This is a genomic window from Pseudoflavitalea sp. G-6-1-2 (genome assembly GCF_012927185.1).
Taxonomy (GTDB): domain Bacteria; phylum Bacteroidota; class Bacteroidia; order Chitinophagales; family Chitinophagaceae; genus Pseudobacter.
The window spans coordinates 347,594-362,429 of the sequence record NZ_JABBGB010000003.1; the positions used below are offsets into that span (position 1 = coordinate 347,594).

Genomic DNA, 14,836 nt, shown 5'->3' on the forward strand with positions numbered 1-14,836 from the left:
CCTTTAGCGATTTTATACCAAAGCCCCCAATTAGTTAGTATGGTTGCGCTTTGCATTTGGTCAATGCAATTGGCAGAGCTTGCGGCATTCCTCTCCTGCTCATGTTCATTTTCAAAGAGAATTGCAATAATTTAGCCGAAACATCCGTAAAATGGATAACACAAAAATATCGGCATATCCGGTCTGGTTCAAAGTTCCCATGGTGCTGCTGGGTATTCTCATCACAGGCTATCTTATTCTTCTTGGAAAGGAATTGCTCGCGCCAATGATCATTGCGATGCTGCTCGCAATTCTCGTACTGCCACTAACCTCCTTCCTTGAACGAAAACTTAAATTCCCCGGAGGGGCCGCTTCCTTTACGGCTCTATTTGTACTGATCGCCGGATTGTTCCTGCTTTTCTATTTACTCGGATCGCAGCTTTCAAATCTTGCGCAGGACTGGCCCATGTTCAAAGAACAATTGCTTCATACCTACGAAGGTGTGCGCGACTGGATCTCTGCTACCTTCCATATCAATCTGAACAATGATTCAGACTATGTTCATAAAGCCACAGAAAGACTCCTCTCTTCGTCCTCTGCTGTGCTGGGCACCACAGTGGTTTCGGTATCCTCCTTATTTATTTTTCTGGTATTTACTGCGATCTATACTTTCTTCCTGCTTTTCTATCGTAAAAGGATCGTCACTTTTATTCTCGCCGTTTCAGGTGCAGGCAATGAATTGCTGGTACACGAAATTCTGGAGAAAGTGCAGTACATCATCCGGAAGTATTTGTCGGGATTACTGCTTGAGATGGCCATCGTTTCACTCAGCTGCTGCCTGGCATTTCTGGCACTCGGAATAAAGTATGCAATTCTGCTGGGGTTGATTGTTGGCATCTTTAACATCATTCCCTATATCGGTTTCATCACAGCTTTGCTGCTGAGTTGCCTGGTTACTTTTTCAACCGGCGCTTCGGTGGCTACTGTTGGTGGAGTGGCGGCAGTGATCATTATTGTGCACCTGATAGATTCCAATTTCCTTTTTCCTGTGGTGGTTGGTTCCAAAGTGCGCATCAATGCATTGGCCACTATCGTAGGAGTGATAATCGGTCAGATGCTGTGGGGGATTTCCGGAATGTTCTTGTCGCTTCCGGTAATCGCGATACTCAAAATTATTTTCGACAGAATAGATGCGCTGAAGCCATGGGGACAATTATTGGGTGAAGGGGATACTGCAAAGCAGTGATCCTTGCCTTATGAAAGCATTTGCTTTTGCAATACAATCGCCCTTCGTTTTGCCCGATATGTTTTGATGAAAGCATACAAAATAATAAACACCATAATTTTCTGATTAACTCTGTTGAATCTCCGACTGTATCTTTTGCAAAGGAGCTGCATCATGCAAAATCACCTGTTCCTTTTGTTTTTTCTCCTCATAGATCGAGGCAGCGATCCGCCTCACAAACGATACCGGAAAGAATTTCGGCAGCACTGCATTCAGCTTGTTCAGAAAGCCGGGAACAATCGCTTCCTTCCCTTTGAATAAGCCATTCACTGCAATTGCGCCCACTTCGTCCGCCGTCATATTGAAGCGGGTGGCCGTTTTCAGCGTATGTTGTTTCATGCCCGCACGAACTACGAAGGCTGTATCGGTTGCACCCGGACTGAGATAACTCAGCGAAACCGGACTGTTTCTCAATTCGTACTTCAGGCTTTTATTGAACGATAAGATAAATGCCTTGCTTGCTGCATACACCGTGAGATAGGGAACAGGCTGATACGCTGTTGTACTACACACGTTCAGCAGGTACGATTTTCTGAATTTCTTCAGCACAGGAAGAAAAGCATAGGTGATACCCAGTTGCGCTTTGATGTTCACATCGATGATGCCGAACTGATCTGCGAGCGGTAATTCTTCGAATGCGCCGTTCAATCCGTATCCTGCATTGTTCACTACTACTGTTAATTGACTATGGTAAGGAGCTGCCCAGGAAAATAACTGATCAACCGCATCAGGCGCTGTAAGATCTTTCACAAAATGCAATACTTCTACGCCGTATTTTCTTTGAAGACTTTCTGCAGTGGTCTTCAGATTCGGTTCATCAAAATCTGTCAGCAGCAATGAATAATTCCGCTTTGCCAGTTCGGTAGCGATGGATTTACCGATTCCCTTGGCAGCTCCTGTTACCAATGCATAACTCATGAGTGATGTTTTTTAATGTCAGGCAATATTTTTCTGCGTCACGGCCGATTTGCCTTCTGCCAGTGACCAATTGATGCGGCCATTCGGATTCTTTTTCAGTCTGGCCAATTTATGATAGAAGGGGGTAGCACTGTTGGCGTGTTTGGGCTGATAAGCGCCTGTAACGATCGGAATGTACATTACTCTCCGGCGGCTGGCTTCTCCTTCAAACGGAGACTGCTGCACGCGATGCCAGAGTCGGCCATCATGCACGGTGAGATCGCCGGCTTTGATATCGAAGCCTACTTCTTTTTTATCCGGACGATTATCGATAAAATACTTTTTCCTGAACAGCAGCCTGAACAGACTTTGCTTATGTGTACCGGGCAGCACTCTGAGGCCGCCATTGTCGAAAGGACAATCGTCGAGGTGAAGCCCCACATTCAGCATCGGCAGTATTTTGCTGCCAAGAAACAGATCCCGCGGACTGTCTGTATGCCAGCCTAGTCTGTTGAATGAGCTGTTGGTGGTGTTTACATAATGATTCACTACCAGTCCGTCTTTCTCATACTCACCGATCCGTCCTTTGTATGGCGAAAGAAGTTGGAGAATGGATGCAAATCTCGGATCGCGCAACAGGCGGCTGAGATAATCACTGAACTGAGATGCAAAGGCAATGCGCTGTATCAGCAGGCTGCCATCGGTATCCTGCCCGAATTTCAGCGGAATGCCATTTACCTTGTCTACATTTTTTGAAATGAGATGTTGTTGCACTGAGTCAACTTCCTGCAACACCTGCGCTAAAGTTTCGGGTGTAATGAAGTTGCGGAAATGAATAAATCCGTGTTGCTGAAAGAAGTCGAATTGCTCCCCGGACAAAACATCGCCCAGGCGAAAAGCCGTATTGGTTATCGCGCGCATAAAATAAGTTTGATGTTGAAAAAAATGAATGATCGGATATATGCATCAGCAACAACACCAGGAGGCAGAATGAAGACTGAACCAGCTTCTGACGAAGCGGAGGGGAGCTAGTGAATCAACACTTATGGAAGGTTTCGGTCTCATTTTTTAAATAGTCTACTAAATCTGTAGACTAAATTACGCAGAAGTTTTTTCTGTTCCAAATAATTCATGAAAAAAGATCTGCTGATGATTTTTGTAAGACTTACCGGCGTCTCGCTTTCAGCATCCTGCTGAAGAAGGCAGGTGTAACGCCTATGAAGGAAGCAATCTGTTGCTGTGTGAGAGAGTCTGCAATTCCCTTGTATCGCTCAAGGAATTTATCGTATCGTTCTGTGGCAGGCAGACTGAGTATATCTGTTACTCGCTGCTGGCTTACTGCAAAGGCCCGTTCGGTTATGATCCGGAAATACTGATTGAAGGCAGGTATCTTTTTGAAAAGCTCTTCTCTTTTTTCTTTGGTAAGAATAAGGGTGCTGGTATTTTCGATGGCTTCTATAAAAAGACTGCCGGGATGGTCGAACACAAAACTCATGTAATCCACTACCCACCAATCTGCCGATGCAATGGTGAGAATATGTTCTTCTCCCTTTTCATCGAGCAGGTAACTTTTTACACATCCTTTGATGATAAAAGTGAAACTATTGCAGTTATTCCCTTCGCGTTGCAGGTATTCTTTCCGGTAATACGTTTTGGATTGAAGCAGTGAAAAAAAATATTCCTTCTCTTCGGATGTTAGAGAAATGTATTGACCCGCATGTTTGAGAATTTGCTCCTGTGCATCCATTGAAATGATCCCGGTTGAGGCAGGAAAGGTACTGATTCATCCAGCAAAAACTGTTGAATAATTTCCACAGTGCTAAAGATTGCCAATCAATCCTGAACAGGTGTTTTTCACGTATTTGATTCCCAATACAAATTTCATTTTCCAGAAATAAAACTATTTCGACAGCAGCACGGAAACCCTTAACCGTAATTGATACCTGTAATCGGTCAATCTTTTATTCTGTCAGTTTCATGTATGCCGTATTTGTAATTTGATGGCATTGAAATCAATTTCTTACGAAAAACACATCAAATGAAAATTCAAAAAAGCGCAGGTGTTGTGCTGACCCTGGCTATTATTGTTGCATTTCTTACGGTATGCAACAATGAATCGAAGCCTACTGTTACGCTCGGCATCAAGCCTGTAAACCTTCCTGTGATTGTGCCGGGGTTCAATTTTCCTGAAGACTCCAACACTATTTATGGCTGGATGAACAATCCGGCATTTCCTTACAAATACGATTCTGCGAGCGTGTATAAACATGCATGGGGCATCTGGGCCGGACTGACGGCCAAAACAGATCAGGTGTATGCAGGCGATACATTGCTCGCATATGAAACCTGGCTGGGCATCTCCGATATTCAAAATCAGATTATCAAAGGCACCAATAAATGCGATGGCGAAGCAAAATCTATCCGTGCTTTTCTGAGTCAGCCACATCAGTTTGGTCACGGTTTATCTGCTGATCAGAAACGTGCGAGGTTTGCAATGGAATTTGCAGATGAAGATCCTGCCAGCAATCCGGTGAATTTCTGGGTAACGGTTTCTTACGATCCCAATGCTGCATGTTTTGCTGTTAAGAACCAGATACTGAAACAGTCTGTGATCAATTCTTATGCGAAGCAGGGCGCTATCGGAAATATTCCTGCATTCCCCAACTCTGCGATCACTATCAAACCATCCTATTATGTTGCGGAAGCGACTGATGGATTGATCAAGATTCCTGTATGGACAGATCCTCCACCAACACTCGAATCATATGGACCAAAACGCTGGGCCAATTGCGTGTATGTTGATGTTAAGAATCAGCAGCCCGCCAACAAAAAAGTGGTGCCCGTTGCCAAACGCTCTACCAATCAGGATTCCATCAATGCCGCCACTATCAACCTCAACGAATTCATTCACTTCAATGTGGACGAACAGATGGCCATCCATATGAACAGAAGCGACAGTACCGAAGGTCTTTCCGGAAAACATAAAGCGAAAGCCGGACAAATAGCCCTGCTCATTTGCATGCACGTAGGCACCAAGGAAATCAGTAACTGGACCTGGCAGACATTCTACTGGGCGCCCGATCCTTCAAATCCACGACTGCCCAGCACCAATATGGCTGCTGCGTTGCGTCCTTCACAGTTGCAGGGAGCTGCATCGCATTACGCATTGGCAACAGCTTATACCATGGTGCTGCCTAATCAACCGATTACCGGTGGAACCAATACAGGCGTGCAGCCGGTGCTGGCATACAATCCATATCTCGAAGCTGCCTTCCATGGCACTGCTCCGGAACCCGGCGCAGATTTCCAGATGCGCAGTGTATTGCTGCCGGGCAAACAATTTGGGGTGCAAACCAATTGCATGAGCTGTCATGCAATGGCCACTGTTACCAACAGGCCGGGATATACAACAGATCAGTATATCAGTTTGGATACATCGATCTTCATCAATAATGTGCTGCTCGATTTTGCCTGGTCTATCGAAGGCAATATGATACTCGATTCAACGGCTGCTTCAACGAAAGCGAAATAGGTATTTTCAAAAGTAAAAGCGCTTCCATTCCGGTTTCGGAGTGGAAGCGCTTTTTTGTGGGATGTATCCGGAATCGTTTAACGGCAGCTCGTCTGCAAATTGCTGCTGTCTGGCTAGTGCGCGCTTTCACCAGCCCTGCACGCGTATTACTTTTCCGGAAAAAGGTTACATGAAAAAGTCCCTGTGTATAACAACCCTGTTGATTGGTGTGGCAATTACTTCCTGTAAGAAAAACAATACTCCGCCACCGGATCCGGTCATTGAAACTGATAAAACCCAGATCACACTTTATGCTGTTGAAACTGCCATCGATAGTTTCAATATTTCTTCCAACACGTCCTGGACCATCGCTGCAGAGCCTGCTTCAGATTGGTTGAAGCTAAGCGCTTCATCAGGTAAAGGAAATCAGAAAGTACTGATCAGCTATCAGGATCGTAAGAGCAATGCTACAGCATCAACCTTAGTGATCACAGACGAATCAAAGAAAGTAGTAAAAAAGATCGCGGTAACAAAGATCCCCTTCTACACAAATCCTGCATTCAAATTATTTGGCGGAACGAAGGATGATAACTTTTCCGGCGGCTGCGCAACCGGCAACGGCGGATATATTCTTGTAGGCTCAACCGGCAGTTATGATGGAGACCTGGTGTTCAGAACGGGCACGCAGACTGCGTTTCATGATGGACTGATTGTGAAATACAATGCAGACGGATCTGTGCAATGGAAGAGAACTTACGGAGGCAATGGAGGAGATTACCTGAATGCAATTGCACCTGCACCCGGTGGTGGTTATTTTGTAAGCGGCTATTCGTCCAGTACTGATGGCGATTTCGCAGCGGGTCACGGAAGTTTCGATTTCTGGGTGATGAAGATCAAAGAGAATGGCGACAAAGAATGGAACAAAGTATTCGGAGGGTCTAAACTCGAATACGGCTATGCCATTACATCCGGCATCGACGAAGGTTGCCTGGTTGTTGGAACAACCTACAGCAAGGATGGCGATGTAAAAAACAATTACAGCAGCAGCGGCTTCAACGATGGCTGGGTGATCAAAGTGAGCAGCACCGGTATTTTACTCTGGAGCCGGAACTACGGCAGCTCCGGCTGGGAAAATCTTAACTCTGTGATTGCTACTCCCGAAGGAGGATTTATGCTGGCTGGTTCAAGTTGGGGAAGAGGCAATGATATTCCCGAAGGAGGTGGTGGGAATGATGCATGGTTGCTAAGAATAAAAAATGAAGGCAGCATTGTATTTAGCCGCGTATATGGAGGTACAAGCGACGAGGGCTTTACGCATATAATACCCGATCCGGCAGGAGGTTACCTTGCTGCAGGGTATGTTGCAAGTGGCGAAGGACCACTGAAAGCAAAGTATGGCAATGGCGATGCGTTGCTGTTCAAATGCAATAACGAAGGGCAAATCGAATGGCATCAGGCATTCGGCGGATCTATGACGGATTTCTTCTCCCATCTTACGATTGTGCCCGATAAAGGAATACTGATCGCAGGTACCAGCCCCAGCACCGATTTTGATCTCCTCGGTAATAAAGGCGGAAATGATGGATGGCTGGTACTCACGAACATGAAAGGAGAAAAAATATGGTCCAAGACAATAGGCGGTAAAAACGAAGATCGGGTGGGGGCACTTTTCTGCACCAGTGAAAAGAAAATTATTACCGCTGGTCATACGCAAAGTAATGATGGCGACATGAAAGCAAACCATGGTCTCATGGATGGCTGGTTATTGAGTTTTGAATAACAGCTCTGCAGTATTTAGCATAACAATGGATGTTTTGTATCTCTATTAACAGGCCTTCTGTCGCTGACAGAAGGCCTGTTGTTTTTTCACACAAAAAGCAACTTTCAAAAAAATACCCTGAGTGAACAAGAACTTGGCCCTTCTGTCGTCAAAAGATATGCAATGAAACCAGCGGCTGCCTTCCATTGTTGTTTAGATGGTATTGGAATAGAAAAATACCCCGTTTACATAATACTATCTGAAAATGTATGAGTGGCAAACCGTAGTTTATCAATTGATATATTTTCGCTTAAACGTTAATACTACTAATGAAAAAGAATTTAGCAACCCTGTTGATGATCGCCCCTGCGGCTCTTTTTGCTCAGGATGCACCCTTTACTATCAAAGGTAAGGTGGGCAAGATCGGAGCTCCTGCGAAAGCATACCTCAGCTACCGCGTAGATGGAAAGAATATCATGGATTCTGCAGAACTGAAAAAAGGCGCCTTTGAATTCAAAGGAACCCTCGGCGGTCCTGCCCGTATGAATGTAACTCTGAACCACACCGGAGAGAAATCAAAAGCTGCAGATGCGCTCACTTTTTATGTAGAGAAAGGAAATGTTACCCTTGCTGCAAAAGATTCCATCAAGAATGCTGTAGTAAAAGGAAGTAGCCTCAACGAAGAATACAAAAAATTCCAGAAATATCTTTCTGCTCCACAGGCTACGATAGATGCTATCAATGCTGAATGGACAAATGCTTCTCCTGAAAAGAAAAAAGAGGAAGGCTTTGTGAAAAGTCTGCAAGACCGTTACAAACCTGCTGCTGAAGCAATGGAGAATTTGCAGAGAGAATACATTAAGCAAAATCCAGCTTCTTACTTCAGCCTCACTTCCATTCAGGAAATTGCTGGAGGTAAAATGGATGCAGCTGAGGTTGAACCAATGTTCAAAAGCCTCTCTGCTGATCTGCAGAACAGCAAAGCCGGAAAGAACCTGGCAAAACTGATCGGAGCAGCACGTGCTACCGCTGTTGGTGTACAAGCTCCTGAGTTTACACAGAACGATGTAGACGGCAAGCCCGTAAAGCTTTCCGACTTCAAAGGAAAATATGTACTGATCGATTTCTGGGCTTCATGGTGCGGACCCTGCCGTGGTGAAAACCCTAATGTTGTAAAAGCTTATAACGATTACAAGGATAAGAACTTCACCATCCTCGGCATTTCACTCGACTCTAAAAAAGAGAACTGGCTGAAAGCGATCGAAGATGATAAGCTCACCTGGACGCATGTATCTGACCTGAAATTCTGGAACAACGAAGTAGCAGTACAATACGGCATCCGCGGTATTCCTGCCAACCTTCTGCTGGATAAAGACGGAAAGATCATCGGCAAAGACCTCAGAGGCGAAGAGCTGCAAAAGAAATTGGCTGAGATCCTGAACTAAGGATATTCAATTAATACAACACCCGGTGTTGCATGTTATGCATGTTTACACCGGGTGTTCTTTTTTACAGAGCAAATATTATGATGCCAGTTGAGGCGGCTTTCTCTTTACGCCATGAATGATCAGCGAACTGAGCGATGTTAATGTAAGTGTGATAATGAAGATCGTAGACATGGCAATGAGCGAAGCCAGCACAGGATTATGAAACGCTGCCGAGTTCTCATACTGCGCAGCGATGGCTTCCTGCGAATATCCACGGGCATACCATACGGCTTCCTGTTTTTTCTGTACCAGGTCCGGGTAAGAAGGATCGATAAACAGCAGAAAGAACAGATTGGCAATGCCGGTGATCAGTGCCGTAAAGAAGGAATAAGAAAAGATGGATTTCGCTACAACCCTTGCCTGCGGCGATTTCCATGCCGGTATCACCCAGGTATGGAAAATAAACACAACGATGAATAATACGGTGATTGCAGTGGACTGATTTCCTGTATAACGTTGCTCCTTGCTTTGAAGGAGATATAGCAGCATCATTATGGAAACTGCTATCATACTGCCAAGGAGATTTCTCCTCTGCAGAGATAAGGGATTACTTTTCATAACTAGCGGAAGATGGGTTTAGGGAATAGCCAAAAGTTACGAAGAAAAACCTATGTATGCAAAAAGCAGGAACATATGCTTGTAATTGCAAATGTGTTCCTGCTTTTTTATGATGATCTCTTTAGATTACTCTGCCCATGAAAGGATCGGTTTTACCCGGTTTTCCGTCCTCCACATGCCCCGCCAGTCTGTACAGAAAATGAGGAGCCTGCGCAATGGTGATGGAAATATCATACCATCCGGATTGTTTGGAATTGTTGATCTCGATAGAAGCAGTGGCATTGGACCTGTCTTTGCCGAATTGTCTTTTAATCGCCGGAGTTTTGTAGGCATTGTCTGTAATGGTAACATCCAGTATGGCTTCGTTGGGGTTGACAATGCCGATCAACAGATTTCCTGAATAACCACCTTTTTTCAACGGTCCGTAATGGGGAACAACATTCAGCTCCGGTTCAGCCGCACTGCCTTTGAATTCTCTGAAAAATCCATTCGGGCCATAGACCTCCAATGCAAACTGTGCGTTTTCAAAATCACTCAGCTGCCATTCATCTTCCACCATGTCGCCTGCTTTCACTGCATAGGAGCGGCACTGCACCTGATTGTTCAGCAGATTGCGTGCATATACGGTGAAGGGCGAACCGGCAGAACGTTCTCCGTGTATCGCCTTTCCTGCTCTCAGTCGGATGAGTATCGTTTTTTTGTCTTCTTTCAGAAATCCATCTGCATACAATTCATAAGGCAGCGCATTGGCCGATCTGGTGCCGGGTTCCTGCTTCGCCATATGATTGGCCTGATATGGATTGGAATTGATGGCGCTGATCTCTGACGCGTCGAGCGCTTTGAAATTATCAGGCAGTTTTTTATACTGCGCTTTATGAATGCCTTCAATAAAAGGGTCGCGTTCGAGAAAAGTCGGCAGTTCTATCTTCTCACCTTTGTATGGTCTGAATACAGAACTGAGATCTCCGCAAACGGTTCTGCGCCATTCACTGATATTCGGCTCTTTGATCTCTTTGCCTGTGCGCTTCGAGAGATAATGCTCCAGAAACTGCAGGGAAGACGTATGATCGAACACTTCTGAATTCACCCATCCGCCGCGGCTCCAGGGCGATGCAATCACCATCGGAACACGGTAGCCAAGGCCGATGGAGCTGAGGCGAACATCATCCTCTTCTGAAGATTGCTGCGATTTGCTGGTTACATATTCCTGTGCAGTATCGATACCTGCCGAAACCTTGCCGGTATTTTTTTCTGTAGGATGTGGCGCTACGAAAGGAGGGAGGTGATCGTAATAACCATCGTTCTCATCGTACGTGAGTACAAAGATGGTTTTCTTCCACACGTTCGGATTATGTGTGAGAATATCGAGTACTTCACTGATATACCAAACGCCAAACCATGCTGCTGATGGGTGATCTGAGAAATTCTCAGGCGCCACTATCCACGAAACGGTAGGGAGCTCCCCTGATTGTACATCTTTTCTGAACTGATGCAACACATCGCCCTTGGGGGCTTTCATGGTTCTTTCCGTATCTCCGTCTTTGTAAGTGATATCGGTAAGTTTTCGATGATCGGGATCTCCGCTGTTGGTGCTGAATGCTTTCTGATGCAGTTGTTTTTCTGCAGGTGAAAGTTTATCGAATGCCGCAGTGGTATAGAGTTGTTTGTATTCTTTCAGTTTAAGCAGCCGGCGTTGAAGGTTGGCCAGTTTCTTTTTTGCTTTGGTTGTTTCATCTCCGTCACCGGGCAGAGAAGAAAGTTGCTGCTCTGTTTTCTTTATTTCTGCTTCTGTTTCTTCGATCTGCTTTGGCAGGTATTTGATATGCGGTGCATGCAGCTTTGCATTGTATTGCTTAAAATATTCGAGCGGGTTATCGCCGAAATTGCTGAGCCATGCTGCTTCTTCTCCTTCGAAACCTACATTGAGATCGATTTCGTTCTGGTATACTTTCCACGAAACGCCATGTTGTTCGAGACGCTCAGGGAATGTGGTCCAGCTGACCATGGTGTTGTGATCTGCATCGTCATTCCAAACCCTTGCAATTGTTTCCGGGTTTTTCGATTCGCGGAGGGTGCCGCTCCAGAAATAAAGCCTGTTGGGGGTGGTGCCTGTGAGGGAAGAGCAGAAGTTATGATCGCATACGGTGAAGGCATCTGCGAGTGCGTAATAGAACGGAATGTCTTCGCGCGTATGGAAGCCCAGTGTGAGCGGCATGCCACTGTATTCGCGACGGCCCGATGGTTTGGCATGAAGCCAGCGGTCGTACAGACCGTTATTTCTTGCATCCACCTGATCGGACCATGTATGGGGCAGGGAGCTCATCCAGGTTGCTTTTGTATTTTTTATATCGAGATGAAACGGACAATAAGTTTTGCCGGTTTTATCTGTCTGCAACCAAACGAGGTTATTGTTGGGGAGACGGATAGCGCGGGGGTCATTGAAGCCACGAACACCCTGCAGGGTTCCGTAAGCGTGATCGAATGAACGGTTCTCCTGCATGAGAAAAACAATATGCTCTGCATCGAGATAAGTGCTTCCCGGAGCGGGGTCGATGGCGAGCGCTCTGGCGATGGAGGCCGGCATCATATGCAGCAATCCTGTACCACCTGCCGCCAGGCCGATGTTTTTGAGAAATTCCCTTCTGCTATCCATATTCAAATGATTATGGGCTAAAGATAACAGACTGCAGCAATTAACAATGCATCGGCGGCCAATTTAAAATGCAGGTAACATAGGCATATGCAACAAAAAACCGGCAGCGGAGGCTGCCGGTCTGATGTGCACCAAACTACCTTGTTGTATAACCGCCGTTGGCAAAAATAGTCTGGCCTGTGATCCACCAACCATCGGTGATCAGAAATTCAACCAGGGGTGCTATATCTCTGATATCAGTAAGCCCGCCCAGTGCTGAAGCCGATTTATGGTATGCGACTGCGTCCGCCGTTTCCTGTCCATAGAAAAACGGAGTGTCCATAGGGCCAGGAGCAACTGCCGTAACTGATATTCCTCTGGAACCAAATTCCTTGGAAGCTGCCCTGGTAAAGTGTTCTACAGGAGCTTTGCCTCCTTCGTAAGTGGAGTAGAGCCCTGTGTATGCTGCCAGCAATGATGTTACCAATGTGCAGATCTTTCCGTTATTGTTGAGTTTTCTGCCGGCTTCCTGCATAAAGAAGTAAGCCACTTTTGAATTGATGGCAAACATGCTGTCGTATTCAGCTTCTGTTGTTTCTGTGAATGGCTTTTTCAATACTTTCCCTACTGTGTTGATGGCTATATCAACACTTCCATACTGTTTGATGGCTGCTTCGAATAGTTTTTTGATATTGTCCGTATCTGTGAGATCAGACTGGAACAGCGTGGCTTCTCCGCCTGCCTTGCGTATGTCTGCCAGCGTCTCTTCCGCGGCATCCTTACTGCTGTTGCTGTTGTAATGAATGAATACTTTAGCGCCTTTGGCTGCAATATTTCTGCTGAGCAGTCCGCCCAGATTTTTTCCGCCGCCGGCAATCAGCACTACTTTCCCTTCGAGTGAATGGTCTGGCATAAAATTCCTTTTAAAGTGACAAAATCTAAAATTGAAATTTTATGCGGTCTCAATCATGGTGAACTTTTCGCAATTTTTTGCGAATGGTTGCTTTGGGCAAGTTTTCTGAATTGTCCGGGTGTTTCACCCGCATACTTTTTGAAGAACTTTGCGAAATTGGATGGATCATAGGTAAGCCTGTCGGCGATCTCGGCAACGGACCAGTCTGTTATCGTCAACAGATTCTTTGCAGCTGCCAGTATCTTCTGATCATAAAAATGACAGGGATGATTACCCATGGTGGATTGGATGGTATAACTGAGATGCTTGGCCGAAATATGAAGTTTCGCTGCAATTTCATTCAGCTCCATCATCTGAGTGGTTTTTCCTGAAACAAGTTCTGCAAGATGCAAATCAAGTAATTTGAAATATGCCTCTGTGATTTCTTCGGGTCTTCTTTCCTTATGCTTCATGTACCTGTAATAATGATTAATGGAATTGTTCAGCTGGAAATGAATCAGTACATACGCGTATATCAATCGGAACAAATGCGAATGAAAGGAAGATAAGGAAATTGAACCGCATTTTGCTGATAAAAACAAATGCTGTGCCAGTTATTGTCTGAGATTATCCCGTACTGATAATGATTTTGTTATGCGCAGGCAGTTGAAAAAAATGTGCCGCCCCGATTTTGGAGCGGCACCATCTGTAGTCCACAGATCCTGCTAATATTTATAGAAGTTTTTCTTCGCATCGAGAATGGCATTGGAGCGTTGTGTTTTCAGGTCCCTGATTTCATTTCTTCGCTCTTCGCGCGTGAAGTCGCGGTTCATCCTCACAGATTTGATCTTGTCTGCATAATTTACTCTGATGCCTTCGATCTGAAGATCCAGTTTGCTGGGAGGTGATGGTCTGTAACCGTAATCAGGATAGAAGCCATAGCCCCATGGACTATACCATGGGTTGTAAAAACCACCTCCCCAGATGATGGTACGCGGACGATAATATCCGCCTCTATGCCAGCCACCACCATGCCATCCCGGGCCGGGAGCAGGCATTGCAGATGCCATAGTGGATGTGATGACTGTTGCAATTAATATGATGAGTAACTTTTTCATAAAACCTGTTTTTGTTCTATCTCTTAGACGTTTTTTTGCCTCTCAGTATTAATCGAATCAACCCCATTTACAATTCAATAACAATGGAGAAAAGAAAGTTGTAACTGCTGCTGATCATGAACGAATGGTCTTGAACCAGAATATGCCACCAAGTGGTGTAATTCTGAGTACAAAATCTTCGTTGCCTTTTTTCAGTTCGATGAAGTAATTGTCTTCATCTTCAAACTGAGTGCCGTATAAGCTCATATTAGTTTCATTGGCTTCGTTATCATCAAAGAGCATTATTGGTCCTTTGGTATAACCTGCATATTTTTTGTTGATATAGTTCTGAGCTGATTGGGGGAGATCTGCAAAGGTTTTGTCGAAGCAGGTTCCTACGAGTGTGGCACTGGCATCGTAATATGCGGTTTGTGAAATGCCGTCTTTGGTAAAGCTTACAATATCGAAGTAGGAATCATGTCTCCAGACAACATTGGAGACATTATCGAAGTCGTTGAGAAATTGTTCATTGGCCTGATAGCTGAAGGAAGGGAGTTCGCGTTTTTCGTGGGTCAGTTCTCTTTTAGTTATCTGCGTGGTTTGTGCGTTTGTTGCCAAACCTGCGAAACTAATGGTCATCAGGATGAATAGCTTTTTCATGGTCTAATAGTTTTGTTTCTATGAACTATTGAAAAACAAAAGAGTTTAACCGGGTATACCCCAATAACGAATCATTAAT

13 protein-coding genes are annotated in these 14,836 nt (G+C 45.1%); 4 read left to right on the top strand and 9 right to left on the bottom strand.

Translation table 11 applies throughout. The features are described from left to right. Positions 1-151 precede the first annotated feature (151 nt). Positions 152-1,225: an AI-2E family transporter gene (locus HHL16_RS18675; protein WP_169426862.1), complete on the top strand. Its 1,074-nt coding sequence runs from the start codon at positions 152-154 to the stop codon at positions 1,223-1,225. A 105-nt stretch (positions 1,226-1,330) separates the two neighbouring features. On the opposite strand, the gene HHL16_RS18680 is transcribed toward HHL16_RS18675, so the two are convergent. From HHL16_RS18680 to HHL16_RS18690, 3 genes are all read right to left on the bottom strand, one after another. After that, positions 1,331-2,182 carry an SDR family NAD(P)-dependent oxidoreductase gene (locus HHL16_RS18680; RefSeq protein ID WP_169426863.1) on the bottom strand — a complete coding sequence of 284 codons (852 nt, stop codon included), beginning with the start codon at positions 2,180-2,182 and terminating at the stop codon, positions 1,331-1,333. Between the two features lie 18 nt (positions 2,183-2,200). After that, positions 2,201-3,082, bottom strand: a complete 882-nt coding sequence (locus HHL16_RS18685; RefSeq protein WP_169426864.1) for a phytanoyl-CoA dioxygenase family protein — start codon at positions 3,080-3,082, stop codon at positions 2,201-2,203. A 244-nt stretch (positions 3,083-3,326) separates the two neighbouring features. After that, positions 3,327-3,908: a Crp/Fnr family transcriptional regulator gene (locus HHL16_RS18690; protein WP_169426865.1), complete on the bottom strand. Its 582-nt coding sequence runs from the start codon at positions 3,906-3,908 to the stop codon at positions 3,327-3,329. A gap of 291 nt (positions 3,909-4,199) precedes the next feature. On the opposite strand from HHL16_RS18690, the gene HHL16_RS18695 reads away from it, so the two are divergent. From HHL16_RS18695 to HHL16_RS18705, 3 genes are all read left to right on the top strand, one after another. Then, entirely contained in the window at positions 4,200-5,693 is a 1,494-nt protein-coding gene (locus tag HHL16_RS18695) for a hypothetical protein (protein WP_169426866.1), read from the top strand. Positions 5,694-5,862: 169 nt separating this feature from the next. Further along, a complete protein-coding gene (locus HHL16_RS18700; protein WP_169426867.1) occupies positions 5,863-7,452 on the top strand; it encodes a BACON domain-containing protein in 1,590 nt (529 codons plus the stop codon). Between the two features lie 308 nt (positions 7,453-7,760). Further along, on the top strand, positions 7,761-8,876 hold the full coding sequence (locus HHL16_RS18705; RefSeq protein ID WP_169426868.1) for a TlpA disulfide reductase family protein: 1,116 nt from the start codon (positions 7,761-7,763) through the stop codon (positions 8,874-8,876). Between the two features lie 78 nt (positions 8,877-8,954). Here HHL16_RS18705 and HHL16_RS18710 read toward each other — a convergent pair whose 3' ends face one another. The 6 genes from HHL16_RS18710 to HHL16_RS18735 all read right to left on the bottom strand — a co-directional run bounded on the left by HHL16_RS18710 (position 8,955) and on the right by HHL16_RS18735 (position 14,757). Next, complete coding sequence (locus HHL16_RS18710) at positions 8,955-9,428, bottom strand: hypothetical protein (RefSeq protein WP_169426869.1); 474 nt, start codon at positions 9,426-9,428, stop codon at positions 8,955-8,957. 169 nt (positions 9,429-9,597) lie between these two features. Further along, positions 9,598-12,129, bottom strand: a complete 2,532-nt coding sequence (locus HHL16_RS18715; protein WP_169426870.1) for a phospholipase C, phosphocholine-specific — start codon at positions 12,127-12,129, stop codon at positions 9,598-9,600. A 136-nt stretch (positions 12,130-12,265) separates the two neighbouring features. Then, the gene (locus HHL16_RS18720) at positions 12,266-13,021 is read right to left on the bottom strand and encodes an SDR family oxidoreductase (protein WP_169426871.1); all 756 of its coding nucleotides are present in this window, start codon (positions 13,019-13,021) and stop codon (positions 12,266-12,268) included. A 53-nt stretch (positions 13,022-13,074) separates the two neighbouring features. Further along, positions 13,075-13,473, bottom strand: coding sequence for an AraC family transcriptional regulator (locus HHL16_RS18725; protein WP_169426872.1), 399 nt, complete (start codon positions 13,471-13,473; stop codon positions 13,075-13,077). A gap of 252 nt (positions 13,474-13,725) precedes the next feature. Further along, complete coding sequence (locus tag HHL16_RS18730) at positions 13,726-14,118, bottom strand: hypothetical protein (protein ID WP_169426873.1); 393 nt, start codon at positions 14,116-14,118, stop codon at positions 13,726-13,728. Between the two features lie 114 nt (positions 14,119-14,232). Then, positions 14,233-14,757: a hypothetical protein gene (locus tag HHL16_RS18735; protein ID WP_169426874.1), complete on the bottom strand. Its 525-nt coding sequence runs from the start codon at positions 14,755-14,757 to the stop codon at positions 14,233-14,235. Between the last annotated feature and the right edge of the window lie 79 nt (positions 14,758-14,836).